Genomic DNA, 22,349 nt, shown 5'->3' with positions numbered 1-22,349 from the left:
AGTGTTTGTTAAGGTACTTCTACTGCGTTCAGGATGCCTGTTATAATATCTTCGGATGTCATATTCTCGGCCTCTGCCTCATAGCTCAAGCCGATACGATGCCTTAAAACATCATGGCAAACAGCCCTTACATCTTCCGGAATTACATAGCCCCTGCGCTTAATAAAGGCATACGCCTTTGATGCCAGCGCCAAATTTATACTTGCCCTTGGCGAAGCCCCGTAAGTGATCAGGTTTTTATAGTTAGATAGCTTATATTGTTCAGGGTAACGGGTAGCAAAAACAATATCAATAATGTATTGCTCTATTTTTTCGTCCATGTAAACTTCCCTAACCACTTTACGCGCCCTGATAATATCTTCGGGCTTAATTATTGCATTGGGCTTTAACATGCCCTGCGGTGCAATATTGGCGCGTACAATCCTTTTTTCGTCTTCCTTGTTTGGATAGCCAATAACAACCTTCAGCATAAATCGGTCAACCTGCGCTTCAGGTAAAGGATAGGTTCCCTCCTGCTCAATAGGGTTTTGCGTTGCCAATACCAAAAACGGCGTAGGCAGTGGATAGGTGGTATCGCCAATGGTTACCTGTCTTTCCTGCATGGCCTCCAATAAAGCACTTTGCACTTTTGCGGGTGCACGGTTTATCTCATCGGCCAATATAAAATTGCTGAACAAAGGGCCCTTACGTACAATAAACTCTTCTTTTTTCTGATTATAGATCATGGTACCCAGCAAATCGGCGGGTAACAGATCGGGCGTAAACTGGATACGGCTAAAATCGGCCTGGATAGCTTTTGACAGGGTATTGATAGCTAAAGTTTTAGCCAGCCCGGGTACACCTTCTAACAGGATGTGCCCATCGGCCAATAAACCGATCAGCAAGCGGTCGACCATATATTTTTGACCGACAATTACTTTATCCATCTCCATTTTAAGAAGATCAATAAAGGCGCTTTCCCTTTGGATCATCTCATTAAGCGCCCTTATATCTGTTGAATACGATGAACTACCTGTTACAGCATCAGACGAAAGCTGCCCGGTATTACTATTTAATTCTTCCATTAAAGCATTTTTATTTTTCGGTAGGCAAACTTAAAAAGATGATCATTTTTTTGCCAAGAAAAAGTGAAGTATAAATGTTAAATTTTGTTAAAATTAACAATAAACACCATACCAGCCCTAAATAAAAGGGCACATCAACTACAAAATGAAACAAATCAATATCCTGAACATGGTAGCTGCTCAGAAAACAAGCAGGCGTAACAGCTGGGAGCCGTGCCAATTAAATACCATTAGGCATCATCATATTTTGGGGTAACGCTTAAAAGCCTTAAAGTAAAATAATTACAGATTATTCGGGATAGGTTTTATAGGCCAGGAAAAAAAACACCATATCAATGGTGGCGGTTAATAAAATATATCCGGGGTTTACAAAAGGATAGGAATCAACTACAATATAAACCATTAACCCAAGCCCTGCAAGGCCTATAAAAATATACAAGTACCTGAATTTTGAATTTAACACCATCTTAATTTTTACTGAAAAATTATAAAAGCCCCCTCTTCACGGGTGCTTTTGCCCTAATAATAACTGATCTATAAAGAACAATTGAAGAGTTTGAAGAGCAGTGATCTATGAATGTGAATTAAAAAAACCTATTGAAAACCAATTAAGGTTTTTTAAACAAATAGCAAGGGGGCAAAATATGTCGTCAAAAAAAAGAATTAATTTTTTGGTTAATAGATATTTAACTCCCTGTAGTTGTAAGGATGCTATCCAACAAATAAAAAGATTTAGTTAGATTAGCTTTGAGGTAATGCAGTTAATGAAATGAAAATTCCTTATGGCTTAAATAATGTATTTGCATTGCTGCTCTTTTTAATATTCCTGACCGGCTGTTCAAAGCCTGCCCAAAAAAATAAGCACGTTGTAACTGCTACTATCCCTGCTATTGAAAATGCTTATTATACTTATGGTAATTTCAACAAGGCTTTTGATATAGCTGCCAATGCGCTGCAATTTTACAGGGATAAAAATGATATAAAACACCAGGCAGAGGCTTTATTATGGATGGCCGCTATTAAAAAAAATCAATCGGCATACACCATATCTTTTAAATATTTAAAAAAAGCCGGGCCTTTGATTAACAAAGCTCAAAACGATTCACTTTATGCTACTTTTTATACGTTAAAGGGCGAATTATATATTGCCGGCTTAGCAACTGATTCTGCCGCTTACAACTTTAATAAGGCCCGTAAAATAATCGGGACGGGTAAGGCTAAAAATACTTTTTTAAGGGCGAGGCTTGATTTAGGCCAGCTGCCGTACTTTGAGCATTTGCAGCAAACCAATACTGCCGACTCTTTAAGTCAGCAAAGCATTAAGGACTTAGCAGGCAGTAAGGGCTATCCTGTTTTTTACTATAACCTGGCGCTGTTAAACCGGGTGCTGTTTGTTAATAAAAACGGCAATGCGGATACTGCTTTATCAATGATTAATAAATATGCTGTTCAAATTGACCGCTCGTTCCCTAACAACAGTTACCTGCATATCCTGGTTAACCATGCGTTAGCAGGAGTTAGCATCAATAACATGGATTACGCAGCATCCATAAAGTATGCAAAAAAAGAAAGGAGCTTTGCCCTGGCAAGCAATAACCCCATCCTGCTTTTTAATGCCGACCATGATATGCAGCAGGCCTATTTTTATAATACCGACTTTAAAAATGCCCTTGCTTTTACCGATAGTATGGACCACCAGGCTCGCATTACATTCCCGGCAAAAAGTTTACAATCAAGCCTGGTGAATAATTGCTATGGCCGGCTTTTTACCAACACCCACGATTATGGCAAGGCCAAGTATTACTTTTTAAGGAATATAAAGCTTAACGGCAGCATCTTCGGTAAAAACAGCGAGGAGTTTATCAACTTCTATTCAAACATGGCCAACCTGTACTCGTACCAGGAGCGCTATGATTCTGTTCTATATTACTATGGCAAAGTATTGGCGCTTGAAAAAAATATCTACACAAAAGACAACATTGCCATAGCCTTTTGTATGGATGACATGGCCCGTACCTATAACAATATGGATAAGCCAAAATTGGCCCTGCCCCTGCAAATTGCTGTTGAAGAGATGTACCTGAAAAAATATGGGCCTAAACACAGTTACGTAGCCTGGGGTTATGATGCCGAAGCCGATTCGTATGGTTTATTGAGGCAATACGATAAGGCCATACAATACAGCAATAAAGCGCTGGGCATGTTTATACCCAATATGGCAACAGATACCAGTGCTATTGACCATACGGCAGCTATCCCCTTTGATATTTACATACCAGATTATATGACCAGCAGGGTTGATATTTTTTTTAACCGCGCTGAAAACACAACAGACAGGAAGCAAAAAACGCAGTACTTAAAGGAAGCTTACCGTTTATGTAATGCTACGAATAAGTTTATACAGGCTTATGCCACACATTTTGATTCGCCGGAGAGCGTGGCGGGTTTATACCAGCGGATGTATGATTACTATAAAATATCAGCCGATATATCGTACGAGCTTTTTGAACTTACCGGCGATGAAAAGTACCGCAACAGTATTTTAAATTATGCCGAAAATAAACGCGGCGCATTTTTACGGAGTACTGTTTTAAGCTCCAAAACGGTACAGTTTTCGGGGGTGCCAGCTGCGGTTATTCAAAGAGAAACAGCTATACGCAATGAAGTTACCGCCGCGGCAGACAGAAGTGTGGCGGTTAGCAAAAAAGACAGTATCAATAAAGTTTACGAACAGTTTTTAAGCTATCTGTCCAGTCACTATAACAATTATTACCGTTTAAAATATTTACCCTACGTTTTAAATGAACGCGACGTACAACAATGGCTGCCTGATACGAATACCGTATTTGCCGAATACCTGATCAGCAAAAAACAGGTCTATATAATGCTGATCGGTAAGCAACATGCATCCATTATAAAACTCGAAAAAAAAGATGAAGTGTTGGCACAGATTGGCGATTTAAGCCTTTTACTTAAAAATTACGATGCCAAAACTTATTACAAAAAAGCTTATAACGTATACAAGGAGCTTGTAAAACCACTTGAGCAGTATGTTAAACCCGGCAACAAGATCATTATCAGTGCCGATGGCCCCCTGTCTGCCTTAAGTTTTGAGGCTTTGGTTACCAAGCCTGCCGCCCCCAATAATCAATTTAATAAAGCTGATTTTTTGATCAACAAGTACAATTTCAGCTATGCCATTTCTGCGTTTTCATTACTTAACCCTTTTGATAAAGAGCATTTATCCCAAACTAATAAAAAAGCCTATTATGCTGCTCCGGGTTTTGATGATCATTTAAAAAGTGATTACAAACAGTTTGCGGCTGATAACCAATTACCTGTCGACAAGGATTACCTGTTATACCTTTACCAGCCTTTTATGATTAAATTGGGTAATGCATTATCAAGCTCATGGAACGTTACTAAAAAGGTAGGCAATGATGCTACAGAATCAGACTTTAAACAAAAAGCACCCGGTAACAATATTTTACAGATAGGATCGCATGCTTTGTTAAATGATATTGACCCGATGAAATCATGCCTGGTATTTGCGAAGGAATTATCAACCGATAATAAGGCCAATGACGGGTATCTGTATTCGTCAGAGATCTATAACCAGAAGCTGAATGCGGACCTGGTGATCCTTACCGCTTGCGAAACAGGTGCAGGCAAGTATAAAGAAGGTGAAGGGATGATGTCATTATCGTACGGCTTTGCTTACGCGGGCTGCAAAAGTGCTATTATGAGTTTATGGCCCATAGATGAAAAAACAGCATCAACCATAACTGAATTGTTTTATAAACATTTAGGCGAAGGACAAACCACAGCAGACGCTTTATATAATGCTAAAAAGGATTTCCTGAAAAAAGCCGATGCTGAACTATCTGATCCTTTTTACTGGAGTGGCCTGGTACTGCTTGGCAACAACGAAAAAATACACCTTGAACAGAATAACACACCTGCTACTTATAGCCTGATATTTGGGGCAATTGGCGTTTTAACAATTGGCGCCGTAGGCTTTAAAAAGTGGAAGAGATAAACAGATCGGTTTAGTCGTACTTCAATTTTGCCAATATATCTGCTGCCTGCTGCTTATAGTCGGGGGCATCAGCAGCTGCAATTTGCTTTAATATAACCACAGCGGCGGGTATTTTTTCCTGGTGAATAAGCACTAAAGCGGTATACCACCTTACTTTTGTATAAAGCAGGCCATCCTTATTTTGTGAATTTATGGATGACAGCAATTTTATAGCATCGTTTTCATTTTTAAGGCGAACCTTGCATAGGGCATCGTAATACCTTACCGTATCATTTTTTGGATCGGAAGCGAGCAGGGCATCAAATTTTGCAGTCGCTGTTTGATGATCGCCGGCTTTATAGTAAACCATAGCCTCATCCATTGCTGTAGCATTTGCCCCCATTAATGATGGTAAACCGTTATCGTCCTGAAAGTATTGAGCAAAGATTTTTTGGCTTGTGTCTTGGCTGCTATTGTAAAAAAATAAAAAAAACGCCATACCGGCAATAGTAGCAGCTACAGCTAAAAACAACCAAACAAGCGGTTGCTTAGCCTTTGGTTTAAACTCAACTACATCTGCTTCGCTCGAAACAAAGGGTTGTTGTATAACATCAAGCTTACCTTTAATAGCAGCTATTTGCACCAGGCGTGCTAATTGCTTTTGTTCAGTAACTTCACTGGCAAGTTTTGTATTTTGCTTAACAGCGGCACTAAAATCAGCGGCGGCGGTACTATCCATTTTACCATTAATAAAGTTTATAATATCCTGAACGGTATATTCATTATCCATTTTGTTACTTTTTTGGCTGCTTGTTAAAGTAAAGCTGCCTTAGCTTTTCAATGCATTTATATTTTTCGTTACGCATTGAACTTATTTCATAACCAGTAATTACACTAATCTGTTTCATTGTTTTTTTATCATAATAAAATAATGACAATATTTGGCGGCATTTGTCGCTCAAACCAGCAAACACATCGGTAAAGGCCTGTATCTCTTCTCTTTTAATCATGCTGTTCAATACCAGCTCATCACTTTGCAGGTCTAAATTCTCATCTGCCTGAATAATCACCGTTTTACTTCTGTTTCTGATTATTTCCATCCATTTGTATTTGCAAATAGTACGGAAATAGCCGTGCAACATACTATCATTAGTATGTGCATATTTTTCAGATTGGATATTATCCCAAAGCGCGATAATTCCTTCCTGAAAAAGATCCTTCACATCATCTTCTGAACCATTGTTTTTTAAAATGTATTGTTTAATAATGGCATAGTGCGCCTTATAGATCATGCTATAAGCAGCCTCATCATTATTCAACAACATTTGATACAGATCTAAGTGCATTGGGGGTATAGTAACTTCTACCCGCAATCTAATAATTTTTCAAATCGATGTATTTAAAATCTGCAAGTTTTTATAGTAATAGCAAATGGAGGAAAGATGTCGTCAATAAGAATAAAAAAGCTTACTGACGACATAATGTAAAGACTTACAGTGTACTATGCTTTATTTAAAAGCAGCCTGTATATTTCTTGTTGTGCCTGTATTGGGGGAATATCAGCATGCACCGGGATATTTTGTATATTTTTATCAAGCATCACCGCCTGTACATTATCGCTTAATTGCAGCGCTATTATTTTAAGCAGGCTTGCTTTTATATCCTGGTCATAAACCGGGAAACAAACCTCTATCCTATGATAAATATTGCGGTTCATCCAATCGGCCGAGCCTAAAAAAACTTCGGTATTGCCGTTATTATTAAAAATAAATACCCTGCCATGTTCCAGGTAACGGTCAACAATACGCCTTACTATAATATTTTCGCTCATGCCTTTAATGCCGGGGATTAAACAGCAAACACTGCGGACTATCAGCGATATACTAACCCCAGCCTGCGATGCTTCGTATAATTTACTGATCAGCACCTGCTCCTCCAGGTTATTCATTTTTAGGGTGATACTGGCAGGCAATCCTTGTTTTGCAAATTCAATTTCAAGGTCAATCAGCTCAATAAACTTACTTTGCAGGTTAAACTGGGCTACCAGCAAATGATTAAATTTTACTTGTTTTTCCAGCGATGGCTTTTCACGTTTGCTTAAAAATATAAACAGCAGCTCCATTTCGCGCAACAAGTTGGGGTTGGCGGTAAACAGGATATGATCAGTATAAAACTTAGCGGTCGACTCATTAAAATTACCCGTAGCTAATAAACCTGTATAAACCATGCGGTTATCCTTTTTGGTTTTTACCAGGGCAACCTTGGCATGTACCTTAAGCGATGTTATGCTATAAATGATCCTAACACCGGCATCCTTCATTTTTTTTGCCCACTTAAGGTTGTTGGCTTCGTCAAAGCGGGCCTTTAGTTCAACCATTACCTTCACCGTTTTACCATTTTTAGCGGCACTTATTAAAGCATTAACTATCCTTGAGTTGCTGGCAACACGGTAAAGGGTAACATAAATTTCCTGAACATCGGGATTAATTGCCGCCTCATTAAAAAACCTCAAAACCGGGTGATAACTTTGATAGGGAGTGCTGATGAGCAGGTCTTTTTTTACGATAAGTGATAACAGATCAGGCGCGGCCTCTATTTCTGCCGGGCTAATAGCTGGCCAGCTATCAAACAAAGTACCCGGTATGTTTACCGGCAGCGAATAAAAATCTTTAAGGTTATGGTATTGCCCGCCTTCGGTTATGTTTGAGTTTTGAAGATCAAATTGCTGGATTACCGACTGAAGGATTCGCAGCGGAATACCTGCCTGGTGCAAAAAGCGGGTAGCCAAACCAAAATCTCTTTTTTTAAGCTGCTTTTCAATCTCTACAGAAAGATCGCCGGGGTATTCATCCTGTAAGTCGAGTTCTGCATCGCGGGTTATTTTGATACTGTAGCAACCTTGTATCTGCTCATTTTTAAATACCTTATCAAGGTTGTACCTGATAATATCATCTAAAAAAGCAATATAGGTTTTACCATCACTTTTAACTGTAAAAAATCGCGGCAACTCATCTGACGGGATGTTGAGCAGTACTAATTTTTCTTTACCAACGCCATCCAACAAATGAACAACAAAATACAGACAGTTATTCCCCGGGAAAAACGATTTGGTATCATTTATTTCGACGGGTTGCAAAAATGCCAGTACTTCCGCAAAAAAATATTCGGTAGCGGCCCCGGCAACCTCAGCGGGAAAAGGATCATTGTATAAAAGATTAACCTTAGCAGCCTTTAATAAAGGGATAAGCTGTTCTTTTAATATTTGACCAAACCTGTTTTGCTGGGCATTAACCATAGCTATGGCCTGTTTAAGTATCCCTGCTTGTTCATCGGCATTAATAGGGGTATCATCCTTTTCGCCTATCTTTTTAAGGGCATGCAGCACAGGCATACGTACCCGGTAAAATTCATCCAGGTTTGACGAAAAAATGCTCAAAAACCTAATTCGCTCCAGCAATGGCACCTTGTTATTGCCAGCCTCTTCCATTACACGCTGGTTAAAAGATAGCCAGCTTAAATCACGGTTATAAAAACGGTGTTCCATTTATTATACTGATGGATTGTGGCTAAAAAATGCAGATGCGATGATAAAAGCTATTACAGCCACAATTAATCCAAACATAAATATGTTATAAGCTATGCGGAGTAAATGATATTTTTTGCCAAGGACAACTCCCTGCGCGTACAGATCTTTGATCAGGCTGCCATACAAAAAGTCTTTATCCTCCATCATCATCTGCATGCCGTTGTTAAACTCCTCTAATTTCATTTTATAAAAGTTACCGAAAAACAACAGGTTAACCTTTTTATCCTCAAGATCTTCGGGAGTAAAGGTACCATTGGGGATGGAAGGGCGGGTTGATAAGATGGAGAAAGTCATGGCCAGCAGGCTAACCGTAAGCAATATAAACGATGGGATGATGAGGTACCCATATTCATTTAACCGGCGCAATACCAAACTTATAATGGCCGACATGATGATGGAGTTAACCGTGATCATGATATGTGCTTTTTTATCGGCCATGTCGCTCAGTCGCTGGTGATTGCTTGAGCTGATCCTGAACATGGTTTCAATTCCCTTTTCAGGCTTTTCCTCTTTATCTTTTTTCTTTTTCTTTTTTTGCTCCGGCTCCGCTGTTACTTCAAGCGGGATACCTTCGCTTATGGCAACCATTTCAGCATGTTTTTTTTCTTCTTTCCTGGCAGCTTTGTCGTTCTCTTTTTCTTCTTCCTTCTCCTCTTTTTCTACTTTATTTTTTAGCTCTTCAATATTTTTCTGTTTATCGCCATTTAATAAAAGCCTGCAGTAATCGGTATGGTAGGTATGTGCTTCTAAAAACTTAACGCTTTTTTCGCGCCATTCCAGTTTGCTCATATCAGCATGATGCAGAATATTGATCTCCTTAAATAAAAGCTTATCTTTTTTAAAAAAATCATTCAGCCCTAAATGGAACAGATCTGCATCGCACAAAATTTCTTCGAGCAATGTATTTGGCGCCTGCGGCATTTTTGTGGCCATGATGCAGCCTTTAATTAAATCTTCGTCATCCTTATGCAGTTTATGCTGCTCAAAAAAGGCAAGGGCTATTTTAACGCTGTGCTCCTCGTGGTTATTTATATCTTCCATATAACCAAGGTCATGAAACCATGCAGATGCCATCACAATAAAAAAGTCGTGGTCGTTTAACTGATAATGGTTGGCAATTTTTATGGCAGCTTCAACAACCTCCTCTGTATGCTGCTGATTATGATAAAGCAGGCTGGTGGTATCGTGCGTTTTATAATAAGTTAAAACATAATCCTGCGCATATTCAAGTAAATGCTGGTAATTCATATTCAGAGGTTGTTTGTTGGGTATAACTAATGGTTTTTGTTATGAATGCTTTAAAGTTTGTACCTTGTTGTTTAATGTAAAAGTAAGGAATCAAACTTCATTTTTTTGCCATTTAAAAGCATTGCATGCATAGAATACTAAATAAACGTCTTTTTTTTGTAATATTCATTTCCGTACTGATCTCTTGTTTTTTGCCGGGTAAGCTGTATGCACAATCGCCCATACAACAGTTTGATGATCGTATAATGATTGATATTCAAAACACCCGCACACCCGAAAAAACAGGTTTTTTGCTCTTCATGTCAAACACATACAGATATGGCGATATTGGAATCCCTGCAGCAATGCTTGTTGGCGGTATAGCCTATCATAACGAGGCCTTGCGGCAAAACTCATTATTTGTGGCAAGCAGCACGGCCATATCCTACGGGTTAATGACACTTATTAAACACGTTGTAAAGCGCCGGCGGCCATTTATTCAAAATATAAATATAGTGCCGGTTTACAGGGCGGGCAGCACCTCATTCCCTTCGGGGCATGCAGCATCAACCTTTGCCACGGCAACCGCATTATCAATGGCCTACCCCAAATGGTATATCATAACCCCTGCCTTTTTATGGGCAGGTACGGTTAGTTATTCGCGCATGTACTTAGGCGTTCATTACCCTACCGATGTGGCAGCCGGCATTGTACTGGGTGCAGGCACTGCAACATCGCTTATGTTTTTAAAAAGATAAACTAAATTGCTCCTTTTTAGTTTGCTATACTTAATAGTGTAAGCAAAGTAAAAAAACAACTATCTGAGTGTAACTATTTGGTGTGTAATTATCTCCACTTTATATTTTTAATAAATTTGTTCAAAATAAATATTACCCCGCAATGATGCTTCCGCAATTTTCTGATAACCCCTTTATCATCAAGCTTTCCTTTCATAAGGTTATTGAAAGGTTTGAAAAAATTGCCGCCGAAGCAAAAGGTCCTGATGCTGAACGCGCTAAACTATTATTAGCCAAAATTGAGCCTTACCCCGAACTGAGGGACGGCATAACTGATACCGCACTTATAGATAATAAAAGTGCGATAATTTCAGAATTATTAGCAGACCTTTTTCCCCCGGCACTTAGTTTAAACGAGATAAAAGCGGTAAGCATCCCATTTTTAGGCTTAACTTTTAATTATACTGAGCGGTTTTTGAATATTTTAAATGCAGCAGGTACGTCTTTCGCATTCAATATCCGCGATTTTGATGAACACCAGTTTTATATCATGACCAGCTGCATTATCCTCAACTCCTATTACGGCACACACCTTGATTTTGGCAAGCCCCTGTTTTATGATATACCAACTGCGGATGGCATAGCACGGCACTACCGGATTTTGTACAATGCCGATTTTTTAGAGATCATCCCTACCGAAAAATCAGTTGAGCTAAACCAGGCCGATATAAACCTGTTGATGGATAATTTCGATGATCTTGACCTTTGGAAGGCTAAATTTCCGCCAAACAGCTGGATATTAAAAGGCTTTGGTATAATGACCTTATTTGATGCTACTACCGAAAACGCGGTATCATCATTAAAAGGCAGCTTGTTAGGCAATGCCAACGAACCTGATTTACAGCAGAACCTTGAGTCAATTTTCAGATCAATATATAAGATACCAGATCTTAAGATTGGGTTTACCGCCTTTGACAAGGAAAACGACAGGTTTACCAATACATCTTTCGGCAAAAAAGTACAAAGCTTTCTGTTACAGGAGCAAGCCGAAACCGATTGCAAAAACATATTAAAAAGCGGCTCGTACAAAAATTTAGTTAAAAAACATCAGCCACTCTCTGTTTCTGATGTATCAGAATTTGCCGCCCTAAATCCTGATAGTTATGTGGCCAAACACTTTTCGGCCCAGGGCATTAAAAGTTTTATCCTTGCCCCTATTGTTAAGGATGATAAACTGCTTGGTATTTTAGAATTGGTTTCGCAAAGAAAAAGAGAGCTTAACAGCGTTAACACCCAAAAGCTTGATATTGTAATGCCTTTTATTGTGGATACCATAAGTCGCAATATAAATGATCTGCAAAACAGGATTCAGGCTGTAATTCAAAAAAACTACACTGCGCTGCACCCCAGCGTTAACTGGAAATTCAGAAACGAAGCGTTAAAATATATCCGCAACAAAAATGCCGGTAAAACTTATCATTTAAAAGAAATTGTGTTTAATGATGTATACCCTTTATACGGACAGATCGACATAAAAGACTCGTCAATAACCCGTAACCTGAGTGTTAAAAACGACCTGAGCAAACAATTAGAGCAACTTATTTTATTACTGAATCAGCTTTACCAGGGAAGTTATATTATTATTGCCGAACAGATAGCTGCTGATGTTAAAAGCTTTGTAGATGATTTGGAAAATGGTGTAAAAGCCGATACGGAACAACACATTCAGCATTACCTGGAAACCAATATTTATCCCTTGCTTAACCAATCTGAAAATTTTGATCCGGCAATTGCCGAAAAGGTTAAAGCTTATTTCAGGGAAACGGACAAGCTGACCGGCGATTTTTATATTAACCGGCGCAATTACGAAACTACGCTATCTCTTATCAACGAAAGGCTGATAGCCATATTAGATAACAGGCAAACCGAAGCGCAGGCCCATTATCCGCATTATTTTGAAAGATTTAAAACGGATGGTGTTGAGCATAGTCTTTATGCAGGCTCATCCATAAACCCCGATCAGCCTTTTGAGGCAACACACCTGCACCATTTGCAGTTTTGGCAGCTACTGGTACTTTGCGAAATGGGCATTGAACAATATCATCTTAAACAAACATTGCCTTATCCATTAGGGGTTACTTCACTGGTTTTAGTTTTCAGTAATGTAATATCTATCCGGTTCAGGATGGATGAAAAGCATTTTGATATTGATGGGGCTTATAACATACGCTACGAGGTTATTAAAAAACGCATTGATAAAGCTTTTATAAAAGGCACCAAAGAGCGGATAACCCAGCAAAATAAGATCACCATCATTTTATCAACGATGGAGGAAGAAGAAAACTACCTGAACTATATTAACCTGCTGCAGGCAAAAGGAATACTTGGCGCCGAAATTGAAAAATTTGATGTGGAAGATTTGCAGGGAGTATCGGGCTTAAAGGCGTTAAGGGTTAGTGTATTACATAACCAAAAACAACCTATAGACCAGCTTTTTGCCTATGAAACCTTATACCAGGAATTAATAGACTGATCTATTAACTTCTGATATAAAACAAATTAAAACCTGAAACCGGCAGAGATATAAGGGTACGCGCCTTCTTTTGAAAAACCAACAACTGCCTGTACCAAAAATAACTGGCCGGGTAAGTAATAAATGCCACCGCCATAACCATCGTGCCATTGGTTTGATGATTCGCCGGGTGTCCAAACGCGCCCAATATCATTAAAACCAACAACCCCTAATGTACCCGGTAACAGGTACGATGCTACGTCCAATAATTTAAGGCGTACCTCAAAATTATCATAGGCCATACTTTTACCTGTAAAACGGCCTATGTAATATCCCCTTAGGCTTTCATTGCCACCCAACTGTAATTGCTGGTAAAATGCAGCATTACCAAAAGTTGTACCACCACCCACACGGTTGGCAATTACAAATACTGAATCCTTATCGGGATTTAAATAAAAACTAAATTGAGTGGTTAAGTGTCCGTAACTGTTTGAACTGGAATTAAGGCCCTTTAAACCCGAAAGTGTAGTGTTCCACAAAACACCGTTATGTGGTATAATACTCTTGTCGCGGGTATCTAAAATAAGCCCGGCAATTAAACCTGCATTACCCTGAGAGCCAAACACATTTTTATCAGGATACAACTGGTTATAATCATTCAAAAACCTGCCGTGGTTACCATCCTTATCACCATTATAATACTGGGCTATAATGCCTGCGCTTGCAGTCCATTTGTTGTAACGGTGCCTGAGCCTAACATCAATATTAAGATAGTTGTAAACATTACGGTAATATTGTCTTTCCTTATCGCCCCTGTCAACATACTGGGTTTCATTACCTATACCAAAAAAATAGCTTTGATAGTTTGGCCCCTTTGATAAAACATCAACTACTAAATCATTATTACCTACGGCTTTTACAAAATCGCCATTATAATTCAACAACAGTGAATGTGCCCCAAAGCCATAATTAACCATCAGGCTTTGCCTGAAAGCATAAGGGTCTTTTCTGAAACCCTGTTTCTGATAAATAAAATCGCCGATAAATTGTACACCATAATCCTTGTTATAGCTTGCCAAAAGTAAGGGTTGTAAAAAATCATACTTAAAGCTAAACTTATGATAAGCGTTTACACTGGTATCAGTACCCAGCCTTAAGTGCACCTGCGATGCCTTGGGGAAGTTATTTTTCTCGTCAGACCGGTCATAAACATACCTATTACCTTTACCCTGAATGGTGCTGTCGATCAAAAAAGTATCTTTATCATCGCCGCCTATCATCCGTATAGTAATTGGCGACGAATTTTTTCCTGATACAGCAAACAAGTCTTTACCGCCCATGCCGTAAAGCCTAATCTCATCAGTTACAGCCGGATCAAACGTGCGCTGATAAATGGTGCGGCCAACCGATTCATCCTTCTTTAACTTTTTAACGGTTACCGTTACACTGCCATCCTGCTCATTTATTATATTGAATTTTTCGCGCTTATCAGATGCAGGGATCTCAACCGTGCTTGATATAAAACGATAATACTTCATAGCCTGTTCCATCAGCACGTTTCGGCGGGAAATAAGCTTGTGAATGATCTCCGCACCGCTGAGCTTATAAATGGTATCGGGCATTAATTTAATGGCATCAGTAATAACCTTATCCGTCAGTTTGCTTTGTACGTAAGTTATTTCGGTTTTCCAGTCCTGCTCATTTAGTCCGTTTAAAAAATAGCGGTCAAAATAACGGGCATTAAGGTTCCACCGTTTTATAGACCGGATATGATCGCCATAGTTTTGAAACTTAGCCATCAGTAAGTGCCTTGAAACTAACCACGGGAAAACACCATAACCATTATTATAAACCTGGTCACGATCGCGCGGAACGGGTTCATATAAAGTTCCAATACTGTCTTTTATACGCTCAAAGCGCCATTGGTCTTCATGCCTGTCCCAGTCGCCTAAAAGCATATCCAGCAAACGGGCCCTTAAAACCTTTTTTTCATCAACCCGGTTATCGTTATCATCCTGTATTTTACCTTGAACCTTAGTTACATTATCTGTCTTATCAACATCTAAGGGTTCTCGCTCTTCCAATAAAAAAACCTGGTTGGCAAAATCCTTCCTGTATTCGCCCAGGGCAGGGTCATCTGGTACATAAACTACCTGCGGGTGCGCATGTGCAATATCTAAAGCTTCAGCTAATGGCGGCACAGTTAGGGCAGCAAACGGATGCTCGGCCGAAATCTGATCCTGAATAATATCTTTTGCAATACTTTCACGCAGGCCAGGTGGCAATACTTTTTCGGGATATTTCTGAATGGTTCTTAATACCCACTCCTTACCGTTAGGGTCTTCCAACCGGAGCGATTTGGTTTGCATACCACCGCCACGCTGTAATATTTTAAGGCCTCCCTTTTCCGTATTTAAATAAAATATCTTCATTTTAACCGGAGCCGACCATAAGTTTCTGTAATTTTCGCCGAATAAAAACCGGTGTGTACTGCCAACTTTATTATATTCAGGTTCAATTGCTATCTTAATACTATCCTGCTGCAACAATGTTTGGGCAAAACTACTGCCAGCAATAAAGCTTAAAAAAACTATTATTGTTACCTTTAAAATATTTAAATACCTGGTAAATACACTCATAGAGGCTAATATATATACGTTTTAAATGGTTGAGATACTAAAAATCAACCAGATAATTTAAGCATCACAAAATAGGCAAAAAGCGTAACTTATATATAATAGCAACTTAAATATTGTGTTATGCTTTATCTTCAATACAGCTAATAATATAGGCGTGGCGGGTATGGCCAATCCTTTTCAGCAATATTGACAGAATAACGTATTCAGCTAAACAGCTAATGCTATTTGAATATAAAAAGCCGGAATAAAAGATTTGGTTCAATTGACCTGATTAAAGGTTAGTTTTTAACCGCATACGATAAAGGCTCGGAGTAATGCCTTCGGTTTTTTTAAATGCCCTGCTAAAGTAATTGAGGTTATTAAAGCCAGCCTTAAAACAAGCTTCGGATATACTGTTGTAAGGATTATTCATCAGCTGTTTAGCTAATTGCACCCTCTCCCTGATAATATAGTCGACCGGAGAGATCCCTAATTCATATTTAAAGGCCCTGAAAAAACTGGCCTTACTCATAAATGCCATTTGGCTAAGCGAATCAATATTCAGCTTATCTGTAAGGTGCACTTTTATATATTCTAACACAAAAGCAAACCGGCTACCGCTTGATAGCTCGTGCATGTGATCACTTACATCGTGCAAATTCTGCATCTGCATTATGCGGATCAGTAGTTCTTTTAGCGTTAGGTTTGCCAGCACATCTTTGGTTAAAGCATCCCCTGTACTAATGCGGATCAGCTTATTAATAAGCTGGGCCAGCTCATAATTATTAAAAAAGTGAAACTGGTTATAGTTCAGCTTCCAGATGCGGTTATCTTCCCGGGGGTAATTCTCGTTCAAAAAATCCAGCGTGTTCATAATCTCCAGGTGGTTAATAGCCAATGCAGTACACTGCGATGGCTGGCTGGCAGATGCTTCCGGGAAATCGATGGTCATGGTAATATTTGGCGGCACAATAACGGTTTCACCGGGCAAATAATCAAACCCCGGCTGATCAAAAAGGTGCATAACTTTTTTGCCCCGCAGCATACTGGTAATAACCAGGTCGCTAAAGGTTAAGGGTACAAGTTCACTACGCTGGTAGGTTTCAAAAATATTAAGCTCACAGTGGTTTAGGGTATAAGCCTTTCGGTGCTCTACCAGTGTTTTAATTTCTTTCCCGCTTGATAAGCTTAATGGGGAAACCAGGTTTTTATTGGTCATGGCTGCTGCCTAATTAGGTACAATTTAGATATAGTTAACAGCATTTACAACTACTTATATAAAATGACACGATAGTGCTATTATTTGACACCATTGTGCAACTGCGCAGCTAACCATTACCCTAACTTAGTTGTACCAATTAAAACTAAAAAACATGAGTATTATTTCAAAACCCTCCTTTAAGGAGAAGTACGACAATTTTATTGGCGGCAAATTTGTTGCACCCGTTAAAGGCGAATATTTTGATAACATTTCTCCTATTGATGGTAAAGTCTTTACAAAAGCAGCCCGCTCAGGCAAGGAAGATATTGAATTAGCTTTAGATGCCGCACATAAGGCTTATGCTACGTGGGGTAAATCATCAGCTGCTTACAGGGCAGGTATCTTAAATAAAATTGCTGATGTTATTGAAGCCAACCTTGAATATCTTGCAGTAGTAGAATGTATTGACAACGGCAAAGCCATCCGCGAATGCCGCGCAGCAGATCTGCCTTTGGTTATAGATCATTTCCGTTATTTTGCAGGTGTTATCCGCGCCGAAGAAGGCGGCATATCAGAGCATGATGAATTTACCGTAAGCATTTGCCTGCATGAGCCTTTGGGCGTTGTAGGTCAGATCATCCCCTGGAACTTTCCGCTGTTAATGGCGACCTGGAAAATTGCCCCTGCCCTTGCAGCAGGTAATTGCTGCGTGGTAAAACCAGCAGAACAAACCCCAACTTCTATTATGGTTTTGATGGAGCTGATAGGTGATATTTTGCCTCCGGGTGTATTAAATATTGTTACGGGTTTTGGCCCCGAAGCTGGTAAACCGCTGGCCTCATCGCCACGCATTGCCAAGGTATCATTCACAGGCGAAACCACTACCGGGCGCTTGATTATGCAATATGCATCCGAAAATCTGATCCCGGTTACGATGGAGTTAGGCGGTAAATCGCCAAATATATTTCTTGAATCTGTTGGCGATGCCGACGATGAATTTTTTGATAAGGCAGTTGAAGGTGCCGTAATGTTTGCCCTGAACCAGGGCGAAGTATGTACCTGCCCATCGCGTATCCTGGTACACGAAAACATTTATGATAAATTTATTGCCCGTGTTATTGAGCGCACAAATGCCATAGTAATGGGTAGCCCTTTGGATGGTACTACCATGATGGGTGCGCAGGCCTCAAATGATCAGTACGAAAAGATCCAGTCGTACCTTAAAATTGGTAAAGAAGAAGGTGCCGAAGTATTATGCGGCGGCGAAATTAAAAAGTTAGACGGCGAATTAGCCGGTGGATATTATATCCAGCCCACCTTATTTAAAGGGCATAATAAAATGCGCATTTTTCAGGAAGAGATATTTGGCCCCGTAGCATGCGTTACCACTTTTAAAACTACCGAAGAAGCCATTGAAATTGCCAACGATACCCTTTATGGCCTGGGTGCCGGAGTTTGGACACGTGATGCCCATGAAATTTACCAGGTACCCCGTGCTATATTAGCAGGCCGCGTTTGGGTAAATAACTACCATGCCTACCCTGCACACGCACCGTTTGGCGGCTACAAAAAATCGGGTTTTGGCCGCGAAAATCATAAAATGATGCTGGGCTACTACCGCCAAACCAAAAACATGCTAATTTCATACAACAAAAATAAACTGGGCTTTTTTTAGTAACTGATTAATTGATTTTATTAAGCACATGCGTAAAGGTATATAGCTACCTTGCGTATGTGCTTTTACATTTAGTAAAACAGCAAAATGGTAAAAAGAGTATTGGTAACGCCCGAAGCATCGGGCTTAATTCAGGAATTAAAAGACCGTTTTGGCCCGCTGATGTTTCACCAAAGTGGTGGCTGTTGTGATGGCTCATCGCCCATGTGTTTTGAAAAAGGCGAATTTAAGCTGGGCGGCAGCGATATTAAATTAGGCGAAATTGATAACTGCGAATTTTGGATGAGTAAGGATCAGTTTGAATACTGGCAGCATACGCAACTTACCGTTACGATAACTAAAGGACGTGGGTCGAGTTTTTCTATTGAGATCCCAACCGGATTCCGTTTTATGATTCACTCCCGGTTATTTACTGATGATGAATTAAAGGAACTGGAACCTGTCTCTTTTTTTGAGGATTAATTTACTGATCAAACCGAATTTCTGCGTTTCCTTTCTTTGAAGGAAATTCATATAAGGCTTTTAAAAGCATTGGCCCTGTGCGATTCCTTCCCTGGGGAAGGGCAGGTAGGGGTTTTATGCTTAATAAAGGTACTTTGTAGTAAATGGAATCACAGTGCCGCTCATAGCCGCTGAGTCTTAGTCACTTTCCCTTAGATGGAATTAACCAAAGATCAAGTCAGAAAAAAGCTTCCCCCCCGGAGGCCATACTCCCAGGCCCGCTTTTCTGACAGGCCTTTGCCCGCTTTTTGATTTGAGTTCTCTTAGGTGTATTTTAAAAAAAGCGTTGGCCCCTTTGCGATTCCTTCCCTGTTAAAGGATAGGTCAAGGTTTAAACAACATGTTTTTCAAGTCCTCTCCTTTGGAGAAGATTTAGGTGAGGCTTTTAAAAATCATTAATGCCCTCCGTCAAAAACACTTTTATAAATCTCCTGCTGTAACTGATCGGGGTGCAGAACAGGGCTTATCTCAAAGCTTTTTGCATTATGTACTCCCAATACCAATTTCACCTGCTCGGGTTTTCCATTTTTAATAATGTCAACGGTTACTACATCACCAGCTTTTTTATTGGTTGAAAGTAATTTTAAATCATCAGCAGTTGCAGGTTTGCCATCCACCATCATAATTTTGCATTTATTCCGGATCCCGGCATTCCATGCTGGTGATTGCCAGTCAACATCGGTCACGGTAAGGGTATCTTTCCGGTTTTGTGCGGTGATGCCCAGCCATGCGCCGGGTTGTGTTTTTACGGTATCATCAATACTTAAACCGGCATAGGCAAAGTATTTGTGGTAATTAACTTCCTTAACGGTTGATGCATATTCAAAAAGCTCGGTCAACGGAACACCTGCTGTTTGCTCACAAACCTGTTTAAACTCCTGCGGAGTAAAACCGCGTTTAAGCTTTTGGTAATACTGGTGGTAAAGCGTGCGCATTACATCATCAAGACTTTTCTTATTTTGGGTTTCGTGCCTGATCTTTAAATCTATCATTAGGCCTAACAACGGGCCTTTGTCGTAGTAAGATATAGTTTTATTTACCTCATCGCCTGTACGGCCAAAAGGCCCGTCAGACCAAGTATCTGTGCTTGATTGCGTAGCTGATTGATATAAATGCCCCGGTTTGGCTTCGTAATTAAGCAAATTGGTTCGTAACTGGCTGATCAGCTCGGCAGACGTGGTAAGCCCTGCACGGCGCAATATCATATATTCATAATACACTGTAAACCCCTCCGATACCCAGAGCATTTCGGTTTTGCTGCCATTTTCATAATCGAACGGACCCAGTTCTATTGGGCGGATACGTTTAACATTATAATTATGGAAATACTCATGCGCCAAAAAGCTGTATAATTTTATACGACCAGCTGCCGTATTCAACACATTGCCATCAAATGCAACCGCGGCTGAGTTTAAGTGCTCTATACCACCCCCACCGGGGCCAATTGCTAAAAAGGTATAATGATTGTATGGAATATCGCCGATAATAGCTGAGCCATTTTCAACTATCTTCTTCATATCGTCCATAAACTGCTGCTTATCAAACGATCCCATTTTGTAGCCAATAAAATCATGCTGAATGCCATTTACCTTAAAAGCGGGCAGCGCTTCCAACTTGCCCATCAATATGGGGCTATCATATAAAATATCAAAATCAGGTGCATAGTAGGTAGCGATATCGCCGGCTACATGATCCATGCCTGTTGCAATTCGGTTCCATCCTTCAAATTGTTTAATGGTTAGGGTTACGGGCTGTTTGATGTTTCCTGCTGCATATAAAAACACACCTGCGGGTGATATAAATGCATGGTTTTCATCCAAAAAATTTCCGGCTACAAAATTCCGGTTTGCCTTTATATCATATTGCAGCATTAAAACTTTGGCATGCTTAGCAGCTACCTTCCATGTTCCCGGTGTTGACTGTGTAAAGGCCAATGGTTTCCCTGCCCCATCTGTAGCGCTAAAAGCCGAAAGGTTTTTATCAAAGTTCATAAACTGGTAGTAGCCGGTTGTCCATGCCGGTATTTTAAAGGGGATGGTATCAGCCTTATTACCGCTTAGTTTTAAACTGACATGGATAATTTTTGAGCCCGGATCCAATGTGATAGCATAATGCCATTGCTGATTGGCTTGCTGCGCAAATGCCGGAGAGTTAATTAACAGGCAAAAAGATATGGATGCCGCCAAAAAATTAAAAAAAGCTTTCGACTTATTTTTGATGGATGATAAATGGGTCATGCTACGGGTGTTTAAACCAAATATATAAATTACAGCCTGATATAGCGCCTGTTTAGCTATAAAACAGCCTGATTTATATAAAAATTGTCAGTTTTACATTTCATAATATTTATAGTAGTGGGGATCGTAAACACTATATGAAAAAACAATTAGCTTTGTTTGCAGGATAATACCTGTTAAAAAACATCTGAAATGAACTGGAATAGTCAATTATTAGCAAATACGGGCTGGTCTGATAATATAGTAAACCGCGAAGGCAAGCAGATTGTAGCCGACAAAATTGCGGCAAAGGTTAAAGATGGTGACGTATTGGGCGTAGGCTCGGGCTCTACCGTTTATTTGGCGTTATTTGCTATTGCGCAACGGATAAAGAACGAAAATTTAAAGATCAAGGCCATCCCAACTTCGTTAGAAATTATGATGACCTGTACTACTTTGGGCATTCCGCTAACTAATTTAATAACCGATAAGCCCGACTGGCTTTTTGATGGTGCTGATGAGGTTGACCCCGACCAAAGCTTAATAAAGGGCCGCGGAGGTGCTTTATTTAAAGAAAAGCTTTTAATAAGATCGAGCCCTAAAAGCTATATTATTGTTGACGATAGCAAATTGGTTACCAAACTTGGTCAAAAATTCCCGGTGCCTATTGAGATTTTTCCGGGGGCCATTACTTATGTGGAAACTGAATTACTAAAATTAGGCGTTACAGACCTATCCTTAAGGCCTGCCAAAGGTAAGGACGGACCAATCATTACCGAGAACGGCAATTTTTTGCTGGACGCTCATTTTAAGGATATTCACAAAGAAATGGAAAAAGCCATTAAATCAATTACAGGCGTAATTGATAGCGGCTTGTTTATCGGCTATGATTTTGAGGTGCTGGTTGCTAATATAAAAGTTTAATATACTGCTTTAATTACCCAGGTATTTTACAGCTCAAATTTAAGTGCGAGCTAAAACCCGGGAGCTTTGC

15 protein-coding genes are annotated in these 22,349 nt (G+C 39.7%); 6 read left to right on the top strand and 9 right to left on the bottom strand.

Translation table 11 applies throughout. The annotated features are described in order from the left end of the window. Positions 1 to 8: 8 nt before the first annotated feature. Both ACQY4U_RS18190 and ACQY4U_RS18185 read right to left on the bottom strand, forming a co-directional pair. A complete protein-coding gene (locus ACQY4U_RS18190; protein WP_428330878.1) occupies positions 9 to 1,064 on the bottom strand; it encodes an AAA family ATPase in 1,056 nt (351 codons plus the stop codon). A 289-nt stretch (positions 1,065 to 1,353) separates the two neighbouring features. Then, positions 1,354 to 1,530, bottom strand: a complete 177-nt coding sequence (locus ACQY4U_RS18185) for a hypothetical protein (protein ID WP_428330877.1) — start codon at positions 1,528 to 1,530, stop codon at positions 1,354 to 1,356. Positions 1,531 to 1,833: 303 nt separating this feature from the next. Here ACQY4U_RS18185 and ACQY4U_RS18180 point away from each other — a divergent pair, with 303 nt between their 5' ends. Beyond that, on the top strand, positions 1,834 to 5,103 hold the full coding sequence (locus ACQY4U_RS18180; protein ID WP_428330876.1) for a CHAT domain-containing protein: 3,270 nt from the start codon (positions 1,834 to 1,836) through the stop codon (positions 5,101 to 5,103). A 10-nt stretch (positions 5,104 to 5,113) separates the two neighbouring features. Here the strand turns inward: ACQY4U_RS18180 and ACQY4U_RS18175 are convergent, their stop codons facing one another. The 4 genes from ACQY4U_RS18175 to ACQY4U_RS18160 form a co-directional block, all read right to left on the bottom strand. After that, the gene (locus ACQY4U_RS18175) at positions 5,114 to 5,872 is read right to left on the bottom strand and encodes a tetratricopeptide repeat protein (protein ID WP_428330875.1); all 759 of its coding nucleotides are present in this window, start codon (positions 5,870 to 5,872) and stop codon (positions 5,114 to 5,116) included. A 4-nt stretch (positions 5,873 to 5,876) separates the two neighbouring features. Continuing rightward, on the bottom strand, positions 5,877 to 6,428 hold the full coding sequence (locus tag ACQY4U_RS18170; RefSeq protein WP_428330874.1) for an RNA polymerase sigma factor: 552 nt from the start codon (positions 6,426 to 6,428) through the stop codon (positions 5,877 to 5,879). Positions 6,429 to 6,583: 155 nt separating this feature from the next. After that, a complete protein-coding gene (gene ppk1 / locus ACQY4U_RS18165; RefSeq protein ID WP_428330873.1) occupies positions 6,584 to 8,626 on the bottom strand; it encodes a polyphosphate kinase 1 in 2,043 nt (680 codons plus the stop codon). A 3-nt stretch (positions 8,627 to 8,629) separates the two neighbouring features. Continuing rightward, entirely contained in the window at positions 8,630 to 9,916 is a 1,287-nt protein-coding gene (locus tag ACQY4U_RS18160; protein ID WP_428330872.1) for a Pycsar system effector family protein, read from the bottom strand. Positions 9,917 to 10,041: 125 nt separating this feature from the next. Here ACQY4U_RS18160 and ACQY4U_RS18155 point away from each other — a divergent pair, with 125 nt between their 5' ends. Together ACQY4U_RS18155 and ACQY4U_RS18150 are read left to right on the top strand one after the other, a co-directional pair. After that, complete coding sequence (locus ACQY4U_RS18155) at positions 10,042 to 10,653, top strand: phosphatase PAP2 family protein (protein ID WP_428330871.1); 612 nt, start codon at positions 10,042 to 10,044, stop codon at positions 10,651 to 10,653. Positions 10,654 to 10,795: 142 nt separating this feature from the next. After that, the gene (locus tag ACQY4U_RS18150; RefSeq protein ID WP_428330870.1) at positions 10,796 to 13,165 is read left to right on the top strand and encodes a GAF domain-containing protein; all 2,370 of its coding nucleotides are present in this window, start codon (positions 10,796 to 10,798) and stop codon (positions 13,163 to 13,165) included. Between the two features lie 26 nt (positions 13,166 to 13,191). Here the strand turns inward: ACQY4U_RS18150 and ACQY4U_RS18145 are convergent, their stop codons facing one another. Further along, positions 13,192 to 15,783 (bottom strand): BamA/TamA family outer membrane protein, encoded by a 2,592-nt coding sequence (locus ACQY4U_RS18145; protein WP_428330869.1) that lies wholly within the window; start codon positions 15,781 to 15,783, stop codon positions 13,192 to 13,194. A gap of 271 nt (positions 15,784 to 16,054) precedes the next feature. After that, on the bottom strand, positions 16,055 to 16,981 hold the full coding sequence (locus tag ACQY4U_RS18140; RefSeq protein ID WP_428330868.1) for an AraC family transcriptional regulator: 927 nt from the start codon (positions 16,979 to 16,981) through the stop codon (positions 16,055 to 16,057). A 154-nt stretch (positions 16,982 to 17,135) separates the two neighbouring features. Here ACQY4U_RS18140 and ACQY4U_RS18135 point away from each other — a divergent pair, with 154 nt between their 5' ends. Next, the gene (locus ACQY4U_RS18135; protein ID WP_428330867.1) at positions 17,136 to 18,638 is read left to right on the top strand and encodes an aldehyde dehydrogenase family protein; all 1,503 of its coding nucleotides are present in this window, start codon (positions 17,136 to 17,138) and stop codon (positions 18,636 to 18,638) included. Positions 18,639 to 18,725: 87 nt separating this feature from the next. Then, positions 18,726 to 19,100 (top strand): DUF779 domain-containing protein, encoded by a 375-nt coding sequence (locus ACQY4U_RS18130; RefSeq protein WP_428330866.1) that lies wholly within the window; start codon positions 18,726 to 18,728, stop codon positions 19,098 to 19,100. 434 nt (positions 19,101 to 19,534) lie between these two features. Here ACQY4U_RS18130 and ACQY4U_RS18125 read toward each other — a convergent pair whose 3' ends face one another. Continuing rightward, complete coding sequence (locus tag ACQY4U_RS18125; RefSeq protein ID WP_428330865.1) at positions 19,535 to 21,376, bottom strand: M61 family metallopeptidase; 1,842 nt, start codon at positions 21,374 to 21,376, stop codon at positions 19,535 to 19,537. Between the two features lie 192 nt (positions 21,377 to 21,568). Here ACQY4U_RS18125 and rpiA point away from each other — a divergent pair, with 192 nt between their 5' ends. Next, positions 21,569 to 22,279, top strand: a complete 711-nt coding sequence (gene rpiA, locus ACQY4U_RS18120; protein ID WP_428330864.1) for a ribose 5-phosphate isomerase A — start codon at positions 21,569 to 21,571, stop codon at positions 22,277 to 22,279. Positions 22,280 to 22,349 lie beyond the last annotated feature (70 nt).

Origin of the sequence: Mucilaginibacter sp. (genome assembly GCF_965277465.1) — a bacterium.
Lineage (GTDB): Bacteria > Bacteroidota > Bacteroidia > Sphingobacteriales > Sphingobacteriaceae > Mucilaginibacter.
This window is presented reverse-complemented; position numbering and strand designations above follow the sequence as displayed.

What these genes read in the sequence shown, in the direction of transcription:
- ACQY4U_RS18190 (WP_428330878.1), bottom strand. Translation starts at nt 1,064, where the DNA reads ATGGAAGAATTAAATAGTAATACCGGGCAGCTTTCGTCTGATGCTGTA.
- ACQY4U_RS18185 (WP_428330877.1), bottom strand. Translation starts at nt 1,530, where the DNA reads ATGGTGTTAAATTCAAAATTCAGGTACTTGTATATTTTTATAGGCCTT.
- ACQY4U_RS18180 (WP_428330876.1), top strand. Translation starts at nt 1,834, where the DNA reads ATGAAAATTCCTTATGGCTTAAATAATGTATTTGCATTGCTGCTCTTT.
- ACQY4U_RS18175 (WP_428330875.1), bottom strand. Translation starts at nt 5,872, where the DNA reads ATGGATAATGAATATACCGTTCAGGATATTATAAACTTTATTAATGGT.
- ACQY4U_RS18170 (WP_428330874.1), bottom strand. Translation starts at nt 6,428, where the DNA reads ATGCACTTAGATCTGTATCAAATGTTGTTGAATAATGATGAGGCTGCT.
- ppk1 (WP_428330873.1), bottom strand. Translation starts at nt 8,626, where the DNA reads ATGGAACACCGTTTTTATAACCGTGATTTAAGCTGGCTATCTTTTAAC.
- ACQY4U_RS18160 (WP_428330872.1), bottom strand. Translation starts at nt 9,916, where the DNA reads ATGAATTACCAGCATTTACTTGAATATGCGCAGGATTATGTTTTAACT.
- ACQY4U_RS18155 (WP_428330871.1), top strand. Translation starts at nt 10,042, where the DNA reads ATGCATAGAATACTAAATAAACGTCTTTTTTTTGTAATATTCATTTCC.
- ACQY4U_RS18150 (WP_428330870.1), top strand. Translation starts at nt 10,796, where the DNA reads ATGATGCTTCCGCAATTTTCTGATAACCCCTTTATCATCAAGCTTTCC.
- ACQY4U_RS18145 (WP_428330869.1), bottom strand. Translation starts at nt 15,783, where the DNA reads ATGAGTGTATTTACCAGGTATTTAAATATTTTAAAGGTAACAATAATA.
- ACQY4U_RS18140 (WP_428330868.1), bottom strand. Translation starts at nt 16,981, where the DNA reads ATGACCAATAAAAACCTGGTTTCCCCATTAAGCTTATCAAGCGGGAAA.
- ACQY4U_RS18135 (WP_428330867.1), top strand. Translation starts at nt 17,136, where the DNA reads ATGAGTATTATTTCAAAACCCTCCTTTAAGGAGAAGTACGACAATTTT.
- ACQY4U_RS18130 (WP_428330866.1), top strand. Translation starts at nt 18,726, where the DNA reads ATGGTAAAAAGAGTATTGGTAACGCCCGAAGCATCGGGCTTAATTCAG.
- ACQY4U_RS18125 (WP_428330865.1), bottom strand. Translation starts at nt 21,376, where the DNA reads ATGACCCATTTATCATCCATCAAAAATAAGTCGAAAGCTTTTTTTAAT.
- rpiA (WP_428330864.1), top strand. Translation starts at nt 21,569, where the DNA reads ATGAACTGGAATAGTCAATTATTAGCAAATACGGGCTGGTCTGATAAT.